Origin of the sequence: Vreelandella sedimenti (assembly GCF_013416325.1) — a bacterium.
Classification (GTDB): Bacteria; Pseudomonadota; Gammaproteobacteria; order Pseudomonadales; family Halomonadaceae; genus Vreelandella; species Vreelandella sedimenti.
On the sequence record NZ_JACCGK010000003.1, the window covers coordinates 48,168 to 68,744 of the forward strand.

Genomic DNA, 20,577 nt, shown 5'->3' on the forward strand with positions numbered 1-20,577 from the left:
TTAGTTGTCATAAAGCGACATTCGCTATACACAATGTGCGGTTTTTGATCTCCACTAATTAATCTACTCCTCCTCACTCTCAACGATGGGGATCACTCACTTAAAAAGTGCTGATTAGAAACTTGGGTAGCGGGAAATATTGACCGCCATGGTTGCCGATCTAAACTAAATAAGCCCGTGGCAAAGCTGATAACAAGTACAAACAACGTTATGAAGGAGTGCCTTCAATGACCCATAAACCCGTTCTGCGGCCGCTATCTGCGTTCATCGCTTCTGCGGTGATCATCGGCTTACCCGCCGTTGCGACTGCCAATGAGCCTGAACTCAGCCAGACTGAGGTGTTAACCGGTCTTGAAAACCCGTGGGATATGGCTTTTCTGCCTGATGGGACGATGTTTTACACCGAACGCTGTCGAGGGTTGTCGGTACGGCTACCCGATGGTGAGGTAGAGCACCTGCTAGGCATGGAAGGCACGGACGAGTATGCCACCACCGCCGATGATCTTGTTTGCGAGGGACAGGCGGGGATGAACGGTGTGGCGATCGACCCCGATTTTGACGAAAACCGGACAGTCTACGTTTACTCTGCTTCTAACATGTCTGAGCCACGCACCAATCGTGTGCTGCGTCTGACGGTAAACAGTGAGTTTAATGAGGTATCGGATCGTACCGATATTGTCGAGGATATTCCGTACAAGCCTGCCGCCACCGACCATCCGTTCGGTGATGCTGGCGCCCATAATGGAGGACGTATCCGCTTCAGCCCTGAGGACGGTTACCTCTACGTGACCACCGGCGATAACCATAACAGCGAGATCCCCCAGTCTCCGAAACTTCTAGGGGGCAAAGTTCTGCGCATTGACCGGGATGGCGAGGCTGCCGAGGGTAACGAACCGCCTGAGGGCTTTGATCCGCGGATTTATACCTATGGTCACCGCAACGTACAGGGCATTACCTTCCACCCGAACACCGGCCAGCCCATAGTGACGGAACACGGCCCCTGGCATTCGGATGAAATCAATGCGCTGGTCAATGGTGGTAACAGTGGCTGGGATCCGAAACCCAACATGGCTGGTCGCGGCGACTGCCCGGACGATTACTGCGGTTATGAGCCTAATCAGACCGAGGGGATGGACCCTAAAGAGCGTGCGGCCTATATGCCGGTGACCGACACCGAAACCTACCCCGACGCCATGAAACCGGCCTGGGGCAATGATGGCCTTTCTCAAGGCATGGCGCCTGCCGAATTTCTGGTTGGTGAGCAGTGGGGCGATTGGGATGGTCGTCTGATTGTGGGGTTTATGGGCATCGGTTTCGGAGGCACCTCGGTAGGTCAGCGCATTAACCTGATTGATATTGCGGAGGATGGTCTTTCGGTCAATGACGTTGCCGAAATGCCGGTGCCTATGGGGGCAGCTCGTTTTCGGTCGCTAGTGCTGGGCCCGGATGGTGATCTTTATACGGCGGTTGATGAAGGCAGTATTTACCGCATCACACCGGAGTGAGCTATTGGCAGCCGCGCTGGCGTATGCCTGTGCGGCTGCGAGCTCTTCAAGCCGCCTTAAGTTTTTTGATCAAGATCACTCCAATGGGAAAAGGTCACTATGAAGGTATCACTGTTTTGCGCTATTGCGACGACGCTGCTAATGGGGTCGGCTCCTCTGCAGGCGGCAGATAAGTCGGCTGGAGAAACACTCTATGCGGACGCATGCGCTCAGTGTCACGGCCCAAATGCACAAGGGATGGCTAGCTTTCCATCGCTTAGTGGTCGGGACGCGGAGTATATTACTTCTCGCCTTGAAACGTATCGGGCTGGTGAAAAGGTGGGGTCAAACTCTTTTCTGATGATCCCCAACGCCACCGATTTGTCGGATGATGATATTGCTAACCTTGCCGCCTTTATCACTGAGAGTGGCGAGTGACTCTCTGCTTTGTACATTAGCTTCTAGGTTTGACCTGTGTATTTCATGGGGTTATTCCTCATCATAAGGAACAGTGTCAGCCTGCGTGGGAACTGGCATCGACAGGGTACCGACTACCCAGCCGATAGCGCGTGGAGGGATGCAAAAACTTAACGTAGGTGACCACCCGTGAAGAACTCCATGTGCGGCGCATTAACGCTAGGCATGGCTCGTCGGTATCGATCTCAAGCGCTTTAGCGTCTTCATCCGAGGGCAGTAGCGCGTCTACGATATGTTCTATTTCGTCTACGGGAATAGTGTTGAGTAAGTAGCGCGAAGGTTGGAGCGTGTCATCAAACTGCTGGAGAATAAAATCAGGAGCCATGGCTGGTGAAACGTAGCGATCCTCAAGCTGGACGGCGAGATCTTCCTCATAGTGAACACAGCGTAGGTGATAAACCGAGCTACCGGTCGTAAGCTCTAAGGCTGAGGCAATGGTGAACGGTGCTGCGACTCGTCCCAGTTCGAGTACTTCACAATGATAGCGATGGCCGCGGGAAATGATCTCGTCGGCGATATTGGCTATTTGCAATAAATTGGAGTGAGGCTTGCGCTCCGCAATAAACGTACCTACACCGCTGGTTCGTTCTAAGTAGCCCTCGTTCGTCAGCTCCCGCAAAGCCCGGTTTATCGTCATTCGCGACATCCCGAGTTCGTTAACCAACTGGTTTTCAGATGGAATCATATCACCAGGCTTCCAGAAACCTGAAGCCGTGCGCTCTAATACAAACTGTTTAGCCTGTAAATAGAGTGCTTTTGGGGCAGTCGTGCTATCAGTATCGGTTTTTTTCATTCGCTATTCCGGTGATGATAAAATAGGCCTAGCTTCTAGGGGAGCCGGTAGACAATTGGGAACTCAGACCCTGTTAATGCATCGCCGTTCTGCAAGGTGAGATGGGCAAAAGGCGGAGACCCTTTGCCGCCCCGATCAACAAAGCGGGCATTGTCACCCAACCAGCGAGCGGAGAACACCCTGCGACGCTGGAGAGAAGTGTTGGCAGAGGCACCGTGAACCGTACGAAAATCAAAAGCAACTGCATCTCCAGGCGATAAAGCCCACTGCAGGATGCGGTACTGGGAATGGTCGGCATCAATGTCCGGCAGCTCTTCACGAGTATCTCCTTGATAAAGATCGCTGCCGTCAAAGCGTTTGGGACGGTGAAGCTTATTCCAGCGGTGTGACCCTGCAATACATTTTAGAGATGTCTCACATGCTACGGCATCCAAGGGGATCCAAAAGCTAATGCACTGTGTGCTCTCAACACAATAATAGGGTTGATCCTGATGCCATGGGGTCACTTGCGAGGAGCCGGGCTCTTTGACGAGCACGTGATCGTGGAAAAACTGCGCCTGTCTTGAACCCATTAATTTGCAGGCCAGTTCAGCAACAGAAGACTCGGTAACAAAACGCGAAAATGGTTCGATGCGCTGCCAGTTGCATAAATCCTGAAAGAAGGGGGCCGAACCATCATTGGGCTGATAGGAACGCTCCAGAGGGCTTGGCGATTCAATCAGCGTATCGACCCCTTCGCGCAGTGGTTCAACCCACGCGCTGAACAGGCCGCGAAGCACCACGGCTCCTTCTCGCTGGAAGGTTTCAACGAGTGAGTCATCTAGATTGGTGCTGGAAATGTCCATTGGATTAACCTCTGTGTTCAAGCATTGAGCTATCTAGGTCAGGGAGTATTAAGGCCGTGAGCGAAGGCGGCTGGTGCGGGTTGAAGAGAAGCTGACAGCGCGGCAAGAAATTGATCGTTCTGATCTCGGCTGCCAATCGAGACCCGCACCCAGTGGGTGTATCCCGTTTCGAGCCATGGTTTAACGATCACTCCATGGGTCAGTAGCACTTCATGCAAGGCGTCTGATACCTGATCTGTTCTGAAAAATAGGAAGTTAGCCCGAGAAGGCACTACCGTTAGATGCATGTCTTTAAGCACCTTGGTAACACGCTCGCGTTCGCGAATGGTCGCTTCAAGCCCTATATTTAGGTGGGTCTCATCCTGCAGTGCGGCTAGCGCAGCCACTTGAGCGAGACGGTTGACGTTAAATGGCGTGCGTAGGCGATCAATCAGGTCGGCAAGCGCTGGACTACTCACAATGCCATAGCCCAGGCGTAATCCTGCCAGGGCGTAGGCTTTTGAGAAGGTGCGCAAAACGATCCATGGTGTCTGCTGTTGGGATAGTCGAGCCAGTACATCTGGGTAGTCGGGGCTCGCCTGGGCGTACTCGTAATAGGCCTCGTCGAAGACGAGTAGGGTGGCGGGTGTTAACGCATTAAGCAGCCGATCTAACTGATTGGCTGATAGCGTGCTGCCAACCGGATTGGAAGGTGAAGAGAACATCAGCATACGTGGTGGCTCAATGAGTGCTTCAAGCAGCCCATCAATATCGAAACGTCCGCCATCCAACATGGGGACAGCGTGAATATGCGCCCCAAGCGAGTGCGGATATAGCGTGTGCAGGCCGAAGGCTGGGGTGATAGTGACCAAGGTGTCACCGTGATCAAGAAACACCCGGCACAAAATCGCAATCAGATCTTCCGAGCCATTTCCAAATACCAGCCGCTCGGGTTCAATCTCAAAGCGTGCCACGAGCGCATCTCGTAACAGGCCACAGGAGGCGTCAGGGTAAAGGCCGCTATCGGTGATAGCACTAGAGATGGCGGTGGCTACCTGGGGGGAGGGGCCATACGGGTTTTCATTGCTACCGAGTTTGGCAATTTTTGACACGCCAAAGCGCTTGCCTACCTGCTCGCTGGAAAGCCCAGCATTGTAGCCTTCGAGTTCGCGAACTTCTCGGCGCGCGAGAGGAGTGGGGTCGAGAGGCAGCATTAGTTCTCTTGCTCCGTTGTGGTATGCCAGAAGGCGTTGCGGTCGAGATAGTTCTGCAAAAATTGGCGCAGGCGGGGATGCTGGGTGTCGCGGAATACTTCGCTGGGCGTACCACGGGTAACGATACTGCCTTGATCAAGAAAGACGACGGTGTCAGCAACTTGGGCGGCAAAGCCCATCTCGTGAGTCACTACCACCATGGTCATGCCTTCAAGAGCGAGCTGTTTCATCACTGCCAACACCTCGCCAACCAGTTCAGGGTCGAGTGCCGAGGTAGGCTCATCGAAGAGCATAATCTTGGGCTCCATCGCCAGTGCTCGGGCAATGGCCACGCGCTGCTGTTGGCCACCGGAAAGACGCGCTGGGTACTCTTTTGCTTTCTCAGCCAAGCCAACTTTGTCGAGCACCTCCATGGCGCGCTTTTCAGCCTCGTTGCGTTTTATTCCACGTACTCTAACCAAGGCCTCGGTAACATTGCCCAGCGCTGTCATATGCGGCCATAGGTTGAACTGCTGAAAAACGATACCAAGATTGCGCCGGGCCTGATTGAGTCGGGTGCGTCCGGCGTGCTTGCGGCGACCCCGGTCATCAATTTCCCAGCCGAGTAAGCGCCCTTCAATATGAATTTCCCCTTCGTCATACTCCTCAAGGAAAGCCATGCTGCGCAACAGCGTGCTCTTACCCGAGCCCGATGGGCCGATCAAACAGACGACCTCCGAGTGATGCACGCTTAAATTAATATCAGCGAGTACTTGATGATTGCCAAAGCGCTTGCCAACGGCGGAAAGGTGAATGATGGGTGACGCCTTATCCGGCCCTTTTGGCGTGGCTTCAAGGTTAGAAGCAGCAGGGGGAGACGTAGAAGGGGATAGGGAAAGCGGCATAGCTAGCTCCTGTTCAACGCTGCAAGTAGGTGCCGACGCGGCGCTCAAGCCACCTGCCCGCCCGTGAGGTGATCTCAATGAGTAGCAGGTAGGCGATGCAGAGAACCAATAGCGTTTCAATAAAGGTAAACGTGCGGGTACCAATGCCCGTAAGCACGGCGGTTAACTCAGGCACTGTGATAATCGAGAGAACGGCGGTCTCTTTGCATAGGATTGTCAGCATATTGATGATCGATGGCAGGATTAGTACCAGCATTTGCGGCAGCTGTACTCGCCACATAAGTTGTAGTCGACCTAGTCCCAGGCACTCGCCTGCTTCCAGTTGCCCGCGGGGAACCGCGGCGAAGCCGCTACGAAAAATCTCAGCGAAATAGACGCTGCTATAGCCCGCGATACACACCACCCCAGCGGTGATGGCACCGAGACGAAGGCCGAACGATGGGCCACCGTAGTAGACCAGAAACAGAATCACCAAAAAGGGAGTACCGCGTACTAGCTCGATGAATACTCTGAGCAAGCGTTGCAATGGTCGACCACCAAATAGCATCAGCGCTGCGATAAGTAACCCTGCAATAAGGCCCAGCACGCTACCTGCCAGCCAGGTGTAAATGGTGACTAAAAATGCGTTCCAGATCGCGTCGGCATTGGCAGTAATAATGGATAGATCGAAAGTCACGCCAGACTCCTCTCTAGGTGACGCTCAAGTCGGCGTCCGAACATGGTCAACGGTATGTTGATCAGGCAGTAGATCCCGGCCAGCACCAGGTAGTGCTGGAAGAACAAGTAGTCTGAAGAGGCTAGGTTCTGGGCCACTCGGGTAAGATCCGCTAACCCGACGACTGATACCAACGCCGAAGATTTAATCAGCAACACCAGCTCGTTAACCAGTGAGGGCAGGGTGCTTTGAACCGCTTGGGGCAGTTCAACGCGCAGTAAAATAGCGGGGCGGCTCATGCCTAATAAGTGGGCTGCTTCACGCTGACCAGAGGGGATCGCCAACAGCCCTCCGCGTAAAATCTCTGCGATATAGGCGCCTGAGCAGAGTGAGAGCGCCATAATGGCGGCTACCATAGGAGGCAGATTGGGTAGCCCGAACATCGGTGCCAAGTAGTAGATAACCAGTAGCTGCACGAGCAGCGGCACCCCTCGAAAGATAAAGATATAGCTGCCGCCGAGGCGACGTAGCAAAGGCATTTTGGCTAATTGCATGCTGGCAATAAGAGTGCCGATAACAAAGCCAATGGCATTGCCTAGCAGTGACGTCTGAAGCGTGATAAGGAGTGCCTTACCCAGCAGCGGCAGGCTAAAGAGAAAAGTCGGCCAGTCGAACATTGGCAAGATCCCCGGAGGTGAGGGAGTGCGTGCTGGGCGGCATGCGCAGCGGTTGCCCCAGCACGCGTTGAAGGCAGATTAGATCTCGGGTTCAAAATCTTCGCTGGGAATGTCCATTGGTGCGCCGAACCACTTAGTTTGCAGCTCCGAGAGGCTGCCATCTTCGTGCATGGATAGAAGTACCTCGTTGATAGCTTCAACCAATGAAGCGGACTCCTCATCATTGCGTGCCATATAGCCAAAGAAGGCGGGTTGACCAAAAGGTGGTTGGACAACCTCGAACATGGGGCGCTGCGTCGCGGTATAAGCAATATTGGGTAGCGAGTTCGCCACTGCGTCGATACGCCCAGCGGCAAGGTCGGCGTAGGTTTGGCTATAATCAACATACTCGGTAATGGTGGGCGGCTCTGGCAGTTCAGCAGCAAACGCCTTCAGCTGTTCCAATTGGGCTGTTCCGCGCCCACCGCCGGCCGCTTTGCCAGAAATATCTTCAGGCGTTTGAATAGAGTCATCGTCAGCACGTTTCAGAATAGCGACAGTGGCATCGGCGATTGGCAAGGTGAAGTTGTAGCGTAGTTTGCGCTCTTGGGTAATCATCGCGGGGCCAGCAACGAAATCGTAATTTCCAGCCTCAAGACCGGGAAGTACGCTGGGCCAGGGTAGGTCGATCCAATTAATAGAGACCCCGAGTTCACTACCGACACGCTCCATAAGCTCGAGGTTGAGGCCGCTCTGTTGACCAGCATCTAAATATGCGAAGGGGGCGAAGTGAAACTCTGTGCCGACGTTGAGTACGCCCCGCTCCTTGACATCGTCAAGCAGGTCTGCAGAAGCAGAGGTGGCTGCTAAACAGAGGCCAAGGGCTAGCGTTAGCTTAGAGAGTGACAGCTTGAGTAGATTGGGCTTTTTCATTGAGTAATGACTCCATGGGACTCGGAACGGTGTGACTGACAGCACATGTCAGCGCTTCAACGATGCAAACTTCCCCTATGTAAAAGCAAACTACATGCCAAAAAGTACTTACCTGTATATACATAATGGTTTTGCAGATTTTGACCTCAAATCGTCAATCACACTTTGCACAATTTGGGTGCGTACTGACTTCAACGGAGGGATTAACAGAACCATTGTTTAACTGAAATGTTGTTTAACTGAGCTACTACTTAATTAAGTAACTTGCCAGGATTGAGAATGCCGTTAGGGTCGAGGGTATGTTTGAGGGCGCGCATAACGTCCATCACTTCGGGGTGGACACTGTGGTGTAAGAAATCGCGCTTGAGTAGGCCGATACCATGTTCGGCAGAAATTGAGCCGTGGTATTCGCCGACCAATCGATAGATCTCAGCTTCGATAGCATGGCGAGTCTCTGGTGTATCCTCGGCTAGCGTGCGGCCATTTACGGTTAGGTGTAGATTGCTGTCGCCGATATGGCCGAAGTTGACGATGCTGATGCCCGGCCAGCGCTGCTGCAGCATCGCGCCAGCGGCTTCGACGAAGGCGCCGATCGTGGGAATCGGCAGGCTGAGATCGAAGTTGATCGGCGCTAGCTTGAGTGGAAATTCTCCGGTCGCCTCGCGAATCGCCCATAGTGCCTGGGCTTGTGGGATGCTGCTTGCCAATACGGCATCTGCCACCTCGCCTGTTTCAATGGCGGCTGCTAGTGCCGTCTCCAGATGATTTGCATCGCCTTCGGCCTCGCACAACACGTAAAGAGCGTGGCTTGTGGGCAACGGTGGCTGACTATCTCGCCAATCGCAGCTCATGGTGTAAAAGTCTTGCCACATCACCTCAAATGCTTCTAGCGCCAACCCTGCGCCGCGTAGGCGGTGGAGCAACGCTACTGCTGCCTTATAGTTGGGCAGTCCACACAGCATTGTATGGGGTTCGCCTTGGGGCGGTGCCATACACAGCACGGCACGGGTGATAATACCTAGGGTGCCTTCGGCACCGATAAAGCAGTGCTTAAGGTCGTAACCGGTATTGTTCTTGATCATGCCGTTCATCAAGTCGAGAATCCGGCCATCTGCTAGCACTACCTCCAGGCCGAGCACCTGGTCGCGGGTCATGCCGTGACGAATAACCCCATGGCCTCCAGCGTTAGTGGCAATAGTGCCGCCAATCTGGCAGCTTCCCCGAGCGCCAAAATCGACCGGATAGCGAAAGCCAGCCTCCTTAGCCGCGTTCTGCACCACTTCAAGCGTGGTGCCCGCCCGTACCGTCAGCGTGGCGGCGTCGCGATCAACGCTCTCCACCCCGGTGAGCCGGGAAAGCGATACCGCGATGCTATCGGCATTGGGCACTGCCGCGCCCGCTAAGCCGGTCATTCCCCCCTGAGGAACCACCGCGCGGCGATGTTCATGACATAGACGTAGCAGCCTGGAGACCTCTTCACTACTGGTAGGGCGTACTAGCGCCAGAGGTCGGCAGGCGGCATGGCCCGTCCAGTCGCTGAAGCAGGACTCAGGAATCGCCTCACCCAGCAGCACGCTGTCGCCAAAGCCATCGCGTAGTAAGTCCAAGAAGACGTCCTTATTGGCTGGATCAACACTCACGGTAGATCTCCCATGGTTGGTTGCACGGTTGCTATGTGGGAATGCACCGAATTAGCGGTGGGATAGTCTGGGAAGTAGCGTGGAATATGGAGGGGAGGGCCCAGGCAGCTACGGTCGAGCTGGTTTAGGCGAGGGCGCCCCAGCAAGGCAAGGGTGTTACGCAATTGTTGGTGGAGTAGCGTCAGAGCATGTGCGGCACCCGCCTCGCCGCCGACCGAGAGCCCATACAGTGTGGCCCGCCCGCTGAGTACTCCATTTGCGCCCAGGGCTAGCGCTTTTGCGATATCGCTGCCTCGACGGATGCCGCTATCAAGCAGGATTTCACACTGTTTCCCCACCGCCTCTACAATCAATGGCAGGCAGTCGAGGCTGGCGGGAGAGTCATCAAGTTGGCGTCCGCCATGGTTGGTGACCACGATGGCGTCAGCCCCCAGTCGCTGGCAGTGACGGGCATCTTCAGCATTGAGGATACCTTTGACGATCAGCTTGCCTGACCATTGCTGGCGAATCTCGGCTAACGATTCCCATGTGAAGTCGGTAGCCATCTGTTGGCTAATATAGGTAGCCGCGCTGGCTGCACTATGCTCTCCATGGGGCAAGTACTTGAGCAAGTTGCCCAGCGTCGGCAGACCGTGGGGCCATAGCGCCTGAGCTGCCCAGTACGGGTGAAAAAAGGCGTCAAAAGCGTGGCGAAGTGTTAGCCGCCGGGGATTCTGGTAGCTGCGATTATCCCATTCACGCCGGCCCAGCACCACCGCGTCAGTAGTTACCACAAGGGCCTCTGCATTGGCCACTTGAGCACGCTCGATTAGATCCCTGGTTGCCTGCTTATCACGTAAGGGGTAGAGCTGAAACCAAAGCCGACCGGCCGGGACGGCTGCGGCGATCTCTTCAAGGCTGTTGCAGGAAACGGTGCTGAGCGTGAAAGGAATATCGTGTTGCTGTGCTGCTCGCGCCAGTGCTATGTCGGCATCACGCCACAACATACCGTTGTAGCCGGTAGGGGCAATGGCTAATGGCATTGCGCACTCTTTTCCCAGCAGTGTAGCGCTGCTATCGATTTCGCTTAGGTCAATGAGCGTACGAGGTCGCCACTGCCAGCGTTGAAAGGCCCTGCGGTTGTCGTTAAGGGTGCGCTCGTCCTCGGCACCGGCGTTGAGATACTCCCAGGCAAAGGCAGGAAGTCGCTTGCTGGCCATTGCAGCAAGTTCATCGATACTTTGCGCCTGGCGCCAGCGGTGGCTAGGTGCGTAGCGTCGTTGCATGTTATTCCTCAGCGTAGAGCCGTGAGCGGGGCAGTAGCGTCTCGAAGGCAGCGTCAGCGACGAATCGCTGAGCGGCAACCAGATCGGGTGCGAAATAGCGATCCCGTTCATAACGTGCCACATCGCGGCGAATAGTTGCCAGAGCTTCTTCGAGGGAGGGGGAGGAAGTTAGGGGGCGATGGAACTCAACCCCCTGGGCCGCTGCCAGCAATTCAATAGCCACCACGGCGCTGGAATTGAACGCCATATCGGCCAGCCGCCTTGCCGCGAAGGTGGCCATGGAGACGTGATCCTCTTGATTGGCTGAGGTGGGTAAGCTATCGACCGAGGCTGGGTGCGCCAGGGTTTTGTTCTCTGAGGCCAATGCGGCGGCGCTGACCTGAGCGATCATAAAACCGGAGTTGAGTCCGCTCTCTTCGACCAGGAAGGCTGGCAAGCCTGACAGCGCCGGATCGACTAGTTGGGCGATGCGGCGTTCCGACAGTGCACCGATTTCAGAGATCACCAGCGCCAACACATCCGACGCCATAGCCACCGGCTCGGCATGGAAGTTGCCGCCGGAAAGCACATCACCATTATCGAAGACCAGTGGGTTGTCGGAGACCGCGTTGGCCTCGCGCAGAAACACGTTGGCAGCGAAACGAAGATGATCCAGGCAGGCGCCCATCACCTGGGGCTGACAGCGCAGCGAGTATGGGTCTTGAACCCTTGGGCAGTCGCGGTGCGATTCACGTACGCTGCTGCCAGCCAGCAATTCACGGTAGAAAACGGCTACATCCCGCTGACCGGGATGACCACGAACTGCCTGAATACGCTCGTCAAATGGGGTATCCGACCCTTTTAAGGCATCCACCGACAGGCTTCCTGCCACCACGGCAGCGGTAAATAGCTTCTCGGTGGCGAACAGCCCACGAAGCGCCAGCGCGGTGGATACCTGGGTGCCGTTGATCAGTGCCAATCCTTCCTTGGGTGCTAGCGTTAGCGGTTCGATACCTGCCAGCGCAAGCCCCTCAGCGGCGGGCATCTCTCGACCTTGATGACGCATGTGGCCTTCGCCAAGCAGGGTGGCCGCCATATGCGCCAGCGGCGCGAGATCCCCAGACGCGCCCACCGAGCCTTTAGCAGGAATACATGGGTAGACCCGCGCATTGTAAAGCGCCAATAGCGCTTCAATAATCAACCAGCGTACGCCCGAGTAGCCACGCGCCAACGAAGTTGCTTTCAGCGCCAGAATCAGCCCCACGGTGGCGTCATCCAGATTGTCGCCGACCCCGGTGCTGTGTGACAGCACCAGGTTCCGCTGCAGCTCGGTTAGCGATGCGCGTGGGATGGAGGTTTGGGCTAGGACGCCAAAGCCAGTGTTAATGCCGTAAACGGTGCGGCCGCTGTCCAGAATGTCGCTGACCGTGGCTTCGGCCCGAGCAACCTGATCCCGGCTCTCCTCGCCGAGCGCGAGAGTGGGACTGCCCTCGAAAAGCTCCCGCAGTGTAGCGAGCGTTATTTGGCCTGGGGAGAGTCGTTGTATCGATGTCATGGTTACCTCTATTGGCGCTTGGTAAACAGTATGCCGTGATGAAAGTGGTGGTGATGAAGTGAATGCCTTTATTATGTATATACAGGTAAGTGGGTTTGATGCAAGCGTAAAAGTAGATGCTAAGGCATGAATCATGAATTTATAATTTTTGCGTATTTTAAGTGCGATATTTATCTTTATGTCTCATTTTTGTGCACTTTTATTTTCTGGTAGGTCTTAGTTGCTCGTCGATATGTATATACTTACTGATTATTTAGCCTCTTGATGTCTTTTGGCACGCTCATTGCAAAATCGTCATTGCAAAGCCCTCACTATCATTTTTGAAAAACAAAACAGCTAAGAGGATGTGCGCAAGTACGTTCTATTAACGTTAGGAGACACAGCAGATGAGCAACTCAGCAATGACCATTCCTCTTGTTGATATGCAGGGCGTGCGGGAGGGGGACGCCCAATGCCTCGCTCGGGCAGGTGAGGCAATCCATGCTGCCTGTACCCAGGTGGGCTTTTTTTACATCATCAATCATGGGCTTCCCCAGGCGGTGATAGATGATGCTATGAAGGCCGCTCAACGCTTTTTTGGCGAGCCGCTTGAACGCAAGGTGGAGGTGGCGGTTAATAAGCGCCACCGCGGTTTTCATCGTCGTGGAGGTGCGACCATGTACCAGGCGACTCACCCCGATGAGAAAGAGTTTTATAGCTTTGGGTTGGATCTGGCCGAGGATGACCCGAGCGTGCTGGCGGGGGAGGCGTTGCGCGGACCGAACCAGTGGCCGAGTTTTATGCCTGAATTTCAGCAGGCGATGGATTGCTACTTTGTGGAAGTAGGTCGCTGTGGGGCAGACCTATTGCGTGCGATTGCGGTGAGTCTAGGGATCGACCCTGAGTTCTTTGCGGCTAAATACACCAAGCCGTTGCAGCGCACCCAAGCGGTCTACTATCCCGTTCAGGCTGATGATCGACCAGCGGATCAATTTGGCGTTGCGCCGCATACTGACTATGGCTGCGTAACGTTGCTCTACCAAGACGCTGTCGGTGGTTTACAGGTGCGTGAGCTAGGTAGCGAGCGCTGGGTCGACGCCCCCTTTATTGAGGGCTCGCTGGTGGTTAATGTCGGTGATTTGTTGGCGCGATGGTCTAATGACCGCTTCCGCTCTACGTTACATCGTGTCATCAATACCAGTGGCCGCGAACGCTACTCCATTGCGACCTTTTATGACCCCGATTATGCTGCTCGCGTTGATCCTGCCGACCTCGGTGTACCGGCAGCAGAAGCCCACTATCCGCCAGTAGCTGCGGGTGATTACATCTTGGGTCGCATTGATGCCTCAATGAGCTACCGCAAGGCTGCCGCATCCTGATGGGGAGCAATCAATGACGCTGCCTGAAAGGTTATGCTTTAGTGAACTTTTGCCCGTCGCTTGGCAAAATGGCGGTGGAGTAACACGTGAAGTGGCGCGCCAGGAGGGCGATGGGAAATCGCCGGGCTGGCGGGTTTCGGTGGCTGAACTTGATAGAGAGGGGCCATTCTCGATTATTGCTGGGGTCAGGCGTCACTTTACGGTGATAGGCGAGTATCCGGTCACACTTGTTTTGCCTGATCAGCGTGCTGTTTTGGCGCCTCGGGAAAGCTTTATCTTCGAAGGTGAAGCAGCGGTGAATTGCTTGTTGCCTGAAGGGCCGAGCCGGGCGCTGAATTTAATGTACAATCCAGCAAACTGGCAGGCTTCTGTTCGCTGGCTAACGTCTGGGGGGCCGCTAAGGCAAGCCCCAAGTGCTGAGACACTTATCTTAGCCGTTGACGGGCAGGCGTGGCTGGTCGGTGAGTCGTCACTGCCCATTACCAGTGGTGATATTTGGCACTGGCCCAGGCTGAACGCTGCTTACGAGCTAGCGACCGATAGCGGTAACACAATGACATTTGAGACGCTGCCTGCAACGCACTTGATTAGGGTCGACCTGTCTCCGCGGGTTTGATAATTCTTTTCAGAGTGTTCATGAGCGGGGTGGTGAAAGGGATTTGAGGAGAGCACGTGGGACGCCAACCGCCCCGGTATCAACAGATTAAGCAGTACTTGCTGGATAATATCCAAACGGGGCATTTTCCCGTCGATCATAAGATCCCGCCTGAGGAGCAGCTTGCGGTTACCTTCGGTGTCAGCAGAATGACTGCCAACAAGGCAATTCGCGACCTAGTGCAGGAAGGCTATCTGGTGCGTCAATCGGGGATCGGCACTTTTGTGACGGATCGTCGCTCTGAATCGCCATTGGCCGAAATAAATAATATCGCTGATGAGGTACGCAGCCGTGGCCACGAATACACTAATCGTGTGGTGAGTTGCGAAGCGCTGAATGCTGACGATGAAATCGCCCTGCGGATGGGCGTTCGTATCGGGACCAGGTTGTTTCATTCGATTCTTATTCACTTGGAAAATGGCCTTCCGATCCAGCTCGAAGAGCGCTACGTCAATCCGCGCTGGGTGCCCGGCTATCTGGAAGCAAATTTTGCGCGCCAGACGCCCAACGAGGTGTTGGTTGCTGCCTGCCCGATTACCGATATGGAGCACGTGGTAGAGGCGGTGCTGCCAGAAGCGGGGGCGGCAGAGTGGCTAGAAATCGATGCTGCGCTACCCTGCCTTAGCGTTCGTCGGCGCACTTGGTCAGGCGACCGCCTAATTAGCTATGCTCACCTGCTGCATCCCGGTGACCGCTATAAATTGCGTACTATGGCGAGCTCTTCTAAGTAGTCGTTCTTGCAAAGCAGCTTAAGTCGTTCTCGCGAAACATTCTCCCGAAACATTCTCCCGAAACATTCTCGCGAAACATTCTCGCGAAACAATAACTAACCTATCTCACGAAACAGTTTGGCAAGCGCCACACTGTTGGCTTCATCAAGGGCGTGACGACGCGCCTGGATAACCCAGCGGCCTGCGACCATGACATCGCGTATCTGTTGCTTGGAACCGCCAAACAGCCAACGGCCTAGCCGTGTTTCGTCTGTACTAGTGGCGAGGTAGGGGTCGCTGCCATCGAGGACGACAATATCGGCTCGCTTGCCCGCTTCGAGCGCGCCGATGGGTTGTCCAGAGGCCTGGGCGCCTCCTGCTAAGGCATGGCGATAAAGCCAGTCGCCCACCGGGCGTATTTCGCTATTGTGCAGGCAGTTGCGCTGTTGCGTGGCAAGTCGCTGGCCATACTCAAGCAGCCGTAGCTCTTCAACCACATCGAGTGAGACGTGACTGTCGGAGCCAATACCCAGGCGTCCACCCTGGGTGGCATACTCAACTGCGCGGAAAATACCGTCGCCCAGATTGGCCTCGGTGGTCGGGCAGAGTCCAGCCACGGCGCCGCTAGCGGCAAGGTCACGTACTTCTGCATCGTCTAGGTGTGTGGCATGGATCAAACACCAGTGCTCATCTACCTCAACATTATCCAGTAGCCATCGGACGGGGCGTTTTCCTGAATAGACGAGGCTGTCCTCCACTTCGCGTTGCTGCTCGGCGACATGAATGTGGCGTGGCCCTATAGGGTTCGTCGCCAGCACCGCCTGAATCTCTTCTAATGTCACCGCGCGCAGTGAATGGAACGCCATGCCCAGTGCTTGCGTGGGGTGGCCTGCAAGGCTTGGCTTCAACGTCTCAAGCAGGTTCAAAAAGTCTGGGACGGCGTGGATAAAGCGTCTTTGCCCATGATTGGGTGGCTGGCCGCCAAAGCCGCTGTGGGCGTAAAGCACCGGTAGCAAGGTAAGCGCAATGCCGCTGCGCTCGGCGGCTTGGCTAATCGCCCAGGCCATTTCAGCAGGATCACTATGGGCCTTGCCCGATACATCGTGATGTAAATAATGAAATTCGCTGACCTGCGTATAGCCGCCCTTGAGCATTTCGATGTAGAGCGCCTGGGCAATGGTGCCCACTTGATCCGGTGTCAGGCGGTCAACCAAGCCGTACATGCGGTCTCGCCAGCTCCAGAAGCTGTCTGGCTGGGGGCTACCGACTTCTGCTAGGCCCGCCATGACGCGCTGAAAAGCGTGTGAATGTAGGTTAGGCATACCGGGTAGCGCTGGCCCGGCTAAGCGCTGGGCGTTGCCGGGCGAGCTGTTGGGCAGTACCGATGTAAGCATGCCCGTGGCATCGACTTCGAACAGCACCTGAGAGGCCCATCCAGTCGGTAGTAGGGCATGATCAGCAAAATAGCAATGGGTCATCGGGGCTCCTTTTTGTTAACGAATAACGGATAATGTATATACATATAGCGAAGTCCGCTTCTTAGGTAAAGAAGAGAGTTGGAATTTCCTCGTAAAGTCCATTTTGGTGCGTAATTTCGCCCTATTTTTGGCGTTTGCACTATGTTGGCGAATATTTGGGACTGAGTTGTTTTTTTGCTAAAAAGGGCGATTTAGGTGATTGCGCAGAAGCGTTTGTTGCCATAATGTATATACAAGCTTTGACAACAAACAGGAGTTACCATGTCTCTTTCACGCTTTCGCGATACCGAAATTCGGGCACCTCATGGAGTCGAGCTCTCCTGCAAGAGCTGGCTGACTGAAGCACCGCTGCGCATGCTGATGAACAACCTAGATCCAGATGTCGCCGAGAATCCCAAAGAGCTGGTGGTCTATGGCGGGATTGGCCGCGCCGCCCGCAATTGGGAGTGTTTCGATACCATCGTTGAAACGCTCAAACGTTTAGAAGATAACCAGTCACTGCTGATTCAGTCTGGTAAGCCGGTGGGGGTATTTGAAACCCATAAAGACGCCCCGAGGGTGCTGATTGCCAATTCCAACCTAGTGCCAGCCTGGGCTAACTGGGAGCATTTCAATGAACTGGATAAGAAAGGCCTGATGATGTACGGCCAGATGACGGCTGGTTCATGGATCTACATCGGTTCTCAGGGCATTGTCCAGGGCACCTACGAGACCTTTGTTGAGGCTGGTCGGCAGCACTACGACGGCAAGCTGGCCGGGCGCTGGATTCTGACGGCCGGTCTTGGTGGTATGGGCGGGGCGCAGCCATTGGCGGCAACGCTAGCGGGTGCCTGCAGCCTGAATATTGAGTGTCAGCAGAGTCGTATTGATATGCGTCTGCGTACCCGCTATGTGGATGAGCAGGCGAGTGACCTCGACGATGCCCTGGCGCGCCTGGAGCGCTATACCTCAGAAGGTAAAGCCGTCTCGATTGCGCTGCATGGCAATGCCGCTGAAATATTGCCGGAACTGATTAAGCGTGGCATCAAGCCGGATATGGTAACCGACCAGACCAGCGCTCACGACCCACTGCATGGTTATCTGCCCGCAGGCTGGTCATGGGATGAGTATCTGACACGCGGGAAGACCGAGCCCGAGGTGGTGGTTAAGGCGGCTAAGCGCTCCATGGCGGTGCATGTGCAGGCCATGCTCGACTTCCAGGCAATGGGTATACCTACCTTCGATTATGGCAATAACATTCGCCAGATGGCTCAGGAGGAGGGCGTTTCTAACGCTTTCGACTTCCCCGGCTTTGTGCCTGCCTACATTCGCCCACTGTTCTGCCAGGGAATTGGCCCATTCCGCTGGGTGGCGCTCTCCGGTGATCCAGAAGATATCTATAAAACCGATCAGAAAGTCAAAGAACTCATCCCAGATGATCCGCATCTGCATAACTGGCTGGATATGGCCAAGGAGCGTATCAGCTTCCAGGGCTTACCGGCGCGCATCTGCTGGGTTGGCTTAAAGGATCGTGCTCGCTTGGGGCAGGCGTTTAACGCCATGGTCGCCAGTGGCGAGCTCAAAGCACCTATTGTGATTGGTCGCGACCACCTGGACTCCGGCTCGGTGGCCAGCCCCAATCGCGAGACTGAATCAATGCAGGATGGCTCGGATGCCGTCTCCGACTGGCCGCTGCTCAATGCGCTGCTCAACACCGCCGGAGGCGCCACCTGGGTCTCCCTTCACCACGGCGGCGGGGTGGGCATGGGTTACTCCCAGCATTCGGGCGTGGTGATCGTCGCCGACGGTACCGATGATGCCCACGCACGACTTGGCCGCGTGCTGCGGAATGATCCGGCTACTGGCGTTATGCGCCACGCTGATGCCAGCTATGAGATCGCCAAGAACTGTGCCCGTGAAAACGACCTTGATCTGCCGATGGTCAAGTGAACGGCCTGACTCCAACAAACAAGAGGACATGACATGAAATATATGCCGAACAGTGAGAAGTGCCCGCTGCCTTACTCACCCTTCAAAAGCTGTACCGTTCCGCGCCCGATCGGCTGGCTCTCTTCTATCAGCCCGGATGGGGTCGAGAACCTGGCACCTTACAGTCAATGGCAGAACCTGACGTTTGATCCGCCGATGGTGATGTTTGCTGCCAACCAGTATCCCGATGGCCGGCGCAAAGATACGGTCATCAACGCAGAGAAGACCGGCTGGTTCGTCTGGAACATGGTGACCTTTGATCTCAAGGACGCCATGAACACGTCCGCCATGGCGGTGCCGTATGGTGAAAGTGAAATCAGTCTCGCTGGATTGAAGACGGTCAAGGCTGACCTGTCCAATGTGCCGATGGTGGCAGATAGCCCCTGTCATTTCGAGTGCAAGTACATCTCGACGCACCGTCTCAAAGGCAACTCGAACGTGGGTACGATCGATATTGTCTTTGCAGAAGTCGTGAAGATTCACGTCAAGGATGAGTTCATTACCGAAGAAGGTAAGATCGACATCATGAAAGCGCGTCCTATCGCGCGCATGGGCTATCACGATTATACGGTGGTAGATAACCGTTTCGAGATGAAGATCCCGAAAGCTTCTGAAGATGAAGCAGATGGCCTCGAAGGTCGCCCTTGATAACTGGCCGATGGGGGAGACCTTCTCCCCTGTCGTCATCCTAAGCTAAGAGGATGCGGGAAATGGACAATAGCGCTGTTGACAACAATGCCAAGAGAAAACATTCACTTGCCGAAATCTTGAGGGTGGCGATTCCGAGCTTCCTTGGAATCATGGTCTTCTTCGTTCCGATAACAATAGCCGAGAAGAACACCATTCTTCTCGACCATTTGGTGATCTGGTGTGAGAACCTGCTGGGTGAAAACAGCCAATGGTACGCGCTGCTGCTTATCATTGGTGGCTCGGTATTACCCATCATGCAGAAGTTCTGGCGACAGGGCTTTGGCAGTATCGTGTTCACCCTCTTCAAGTTCATCGGCCTGGTCCTGGCAGGCATGGTCATCTTCAAGGCCGGCCCGGCAGCGCTTTACGAGCCCTTCATGCTGGAGTTTCTCTGGAAGGCGCTGGTCATTCCGGTTGGTATCCTGGTGCCGATTGGCGCCATCTTTATGCCGCTTCTGGTCAACTATGGCCTGGTGGAGCTGGTCGGGACTTTGACCCAGCCCTTCATGCGCCTGGCGTTCAAGGTGCCCGGACGGTCTGCTATTGACGCGGTGGCGTCATTCATCACCAGTTTTGCCGTTGGGCTCTTGATTACCAACAAGGCTTACCTCAGTGGGGAGTACTCCGCGAAGGAGGCTGCCATTATTGCTACGGGGTTCTCCACGGTATCCGTCGCTTTCATGGTAATCGTGGCCAGAACACTGGGGCTGATGGATATCTGGGTAGTGTTCTTCCTGGCAACGTTGTTCACTACGGTTGTGGTAACGGCTATCAGTGCACGCATTCCTCCCATCTCCAGCATGGACGATCACGCCTCGAATCGAGAAGCGACACCGGACAAGGGAAATCGCGTGGCAACGGCAGTGGCGGAAGCCATTGGGGTCGCCAACAGCCCGAAGAGTTTCCTCAACCTGGTCAAGGATAACCTCAAGGATGGCATCGTGATGACGATGACCATCCTTCCAACCATTCTCTCGGTCGGCACGATCAGCCTGTTGATTGAGAAGTACACGCCAGCCTTTGACTACATCGGGTATATCTTCTACCCCATCACGCTACTCTTTGGCATGGAGAATGGGCTGGAACTCTCTTCAGCAGTGTCTACGAGCTACTCAGAGATGTTCCTTCCCGCGTTGATCATGGCAGAGGCTGATGTTGTCTCGAAGCTGGTGGCGGGGATTACGGCCATCTCTTCTATTCTCTTCGTATCTGCCTCAATTCCTTGCATCATGGCGACCAATATCCCGATTTCATTCTATGGACTGACGGTCGTCTGGGTGGTCAGAACAGCCCTGACGATGGTGATAGCCATTCCGCTGTCTATGGGTATTGCTTCATTCATAATGTAGTGTTTATTTC

General features: G+C 55.0%; 19 protein-coding genes. 8 read left to right on the forward strand and 11 right to left on the reverse strand.

Annotated elements, in window-relative coordinates; all coding sequences use genetic code 11:
- The first annotated feature begins 227 nt into the window (after window positions 1-227).
- Both HZU72_RS03770 and HZU72_RS03775 read left to right on the forward strand, forming a co-directional pair.
- Window positions 228-1,505, forward strand: a complete 1,278-nt coding sequence (locus HZU72_RS03770; RefSeq protein WP_180090607.1) for a PQQ-dependent sugar dehydrogenase — start codon at window positions 228-230, stop codon at window positions 1,503-1,505.
- A gap of 99 nt (window positions 1,506-1,604) precedes the next feature.
- Window positions 1,605-1,922 (forward strand): c-type cytochrome, encoded by a 318-nt coding sequence (locus tag HZU72_RS03775; protein WP_180090608.1) that lies wholly within the window; start codon window positions 1,605-1,607, stop codon window positions 1,920-1,922.
- Between the two features lie 76 nt (window positions 1,923-1,998).
- Here the strand turns inward: HZU72_RS03775 and hutC (HZU72_RS03780) are convergent, their stop codons facing one another.
- The 10 genes from hutC (HZU72_RS03780) to hutH all read right to left on the reverse strand — a co-directional run bounded on the left by hutC (HZU72_RS03780) (window position 1,999) and on the right by hutH (window position 12,359).
- Window positions 1,999-2,754 carry a histidine utilization transcriptional repressor HutC gene (gene hutC, locus HZU72_RS03780; RefSeq protein ID WP_180090609.1) on the reverse strand — a complete coding sequence of 252 codons (756 nt, stop codon included), beginning with the start codon at window positions 2,752-2,754 and terminating at the stop codon, window positions 1,999-2,001.
- Window positions 2,755-2,789: 35 nt separating this feature from the next.
- A complete protein-coding gene (locus HZU72_RS03785) occupies window positions 2,790-3,599 on the reverse strand; it encodes a phytanoyl-CoA dioxygenase family protein (protein ID WP_180090610.1) in 810 nt (269 codons plus the stop codon).
- A gap of 38 nt (window positions 3,600-3,637) precedes the next feature.
- Complete coding sequence (gene hisC, locus HZU72_RS03790; RefSeq protein ID WP_180090611.1) at window positions 3,638-4,792, reverse strand: histidinol-phosphate transaminase; 1,155 nt, start codon at window positions 4,790-4,792, stop codon at window positions 3,638-3,640.
- Entirely contained in the window at window positions 4,792-5,676 is an 885-nt protein-coding gene (locus HZU72_RS03795; protein ID WP_208457950.1) for an amino acid ABC transporter ATP-binding protein, read from the reverse strand. The genes hisC and HZU72_RS03795 overlap by 1 nt, the downstream gene beginning before the upstream one ends.
- A 13-nt stretch (window positions 5,677-5,689) precedes the next feature.
- Entirely contained in the window at window positions 5,690-6,352 is a 663-nt protein-coding gene (locus HZU72_RS03800) for an amino acid ABC transporter permease (RefSeq protein ID WP_180090612.1), read from the reverse strand.
- The gene (locus tag HZU72_RS03805) at window positions 6,349-7,008 is read right to left on the reverse strand and encodes an amino acid ABC transporter permease (RefSeq protein WP_180090613.1); all 660 of its coding nucleotides are present in this window, start codon (window positions 7,006-7,008) and stop codon (window positions 6,349-6,351) included. Before HZU72_RS03805 ends, HZU72_RS03800 begins: the two co-directional genes overlap by 4 nt.
- 78 nt (window positions 7,009-7,086) lie before the next feature.
- On the reverse strand, window positions 7,087-7,920 hold the full coding sequence (locus HZU72_RS03810; RefSeq protein WP_180090614.1) for a transporter substrate-binding domain-containing protein: 834 nt from the start codon (window positions 7,918-7,920) through the stop codon (window positions 7,087-7,089).
- 251 nt (window positions 7,921-8,171) lie between these two features.
- Complete coding sequence (locus HZU72_RS03815; protein WP_180090615.1) at window positions 8,172-9,560, reverse strand: FAD-binding oxidoreductase; 1,389 nt, start codon at window positions 9,558-9,560, stop codon at window positions 8,172-8,174.
- Entirely contained in the window at window positions 9,557-10,825 is a 1,269-nt protein-coding gene (locus HZU72_RS03820) for an alpha-hydroxy acid oxidase (protein ID WP_180090616.1), read from the reverse strand. Before HZU72_RS03820 ends, HZU72_RS03815 begins: the two co-directional genes overlap by 4 nt.
- Window position 10,826: 1 nt before the next feature.
- Window positions 10,827-12,359 carry a histidine ammonia-lyase gene (gene hutH, locus HZU72_RS03825; protein WP_180090617.1) on the reverse strand — a complete coding sequence of 511 codons (1,533 nt, stop codon included), beginning with the start codon at window positions 12,357-12,359 and terminating at the stop codon, window positions 10,827-10,829.
- Window positions 12,360-12,745: 386 nt separating this feature from the next.
- Here hutH and HZU72_RS03830 point away from each other — a divergent pair, with 386 nt between their 5' ends.
- From HZU72_RS03830 to hutC (HZU72_RS03840), 3 genes are read left to right on the forward strand one after another with little or no spacing between them, the layout of a single operon-like run.
- Window positions 12,746-13,717, forward strand: a complete 972-nt coding sequence (locus HZU72_RS03830; protein WP_208457951.1) for an isopenicillin N synthase family dioxygenase — start codon at window positions 12,746-12,748, stop codon at window positions 13,715-13,717.
- 13 nt (window positions 13,718-13,730) lie between these two features.
- Window positions 13,731-14,333: a HutD/Ves family protein gene (locus tag HZU72_RS03835; RefSeq protein ID WP_180090618.1), complete on the forward strand. Its 603-nt coding sequence runs from the start codon at window positions 13,731-13,733 to the stop codon at window positions 14,331-14,333.
- A gap of 56 nt (window positions 14,334-14,389) precedes the next feature.
- Window positions 14,390-15,103: a histidine utilization transcriptional repressor HutC gene (gene hutC, locus HZU72_RS03840; protein ID WP_180090619.1), complete on the forward strand. Its 714-nt coding sequence runs from the start codon at window positions 14,390-14,392 to the stop codon at window positions 15,101-15,103.
- A 95-nt stretch (window positions 15,104-15,198) separates the two neighbouring features.
- Here the strand turns inward: hutC (HZU72_RS03840) and HZU72_RS03845 are convergent, their stop codons facing one another.
- Window positions 15,199-16,560 carry a formimidoylglutamate deiminase gene (locus HZU72_RS03845; RefSeq protein ID WP_180090620.1) on the reverse strand — a complete coding sequence of 454 codons (1,362 nt, stop codon included), beginning with the start codon at window positions 16,558-16,560 and terminating at the stop codon, window positions 15,199-15,201.
- Between the two features lie 261 nt (window positions 16,561-16,821).
- On the opposite strand from HZU72_RS03845, the gene hutU reads away from it, so the two are divergent.
- The 3 genes from hutU to HZU72_RS03860 all read left to right on the forward strand — a co-directional run bounded on the left by hutU (window position 16,822) and on the right by HZU72_RS03860 (window position 20,567).
- Window positions 16,822-18,489 carry a urocanate hydratase gene (hutU, locus tag HZU72_RS03850; protein ID WP_054645289.1) on the forward strand — a complete coding sequence of 556 codons (1,668 nt, stop codon included), beginning with the start codon at window positions 16,822-16,824 and terminating at the stop codon, window positions 18,487-18,489.
- A 33-nt stretch (window positions 18,490-18,522) separates the two neighbouring features.
- Window positions 18,523-19,176, forward strand: coding sequence for a flavin reductase family protein (locus tag HZU72_RS03855; protein WP_054645290.1), 654 nt, complete (start codon window positions 18,523-18,525; stop codon window positions 19,174-19,176).
- A gap of 62 nt (window positions 19,177-19,238) precedes the next feature.
- Entirely contained in the window at window positions 19,239-20,567 is a 1,329-nt protein-coding gene (locus HZU72_RS03860) for a YjiH family protein (protein WP_180090621.1), read from the forward strand.
- Window positions 20,568-20,577 lie beyond the last annotated feature (10 nt).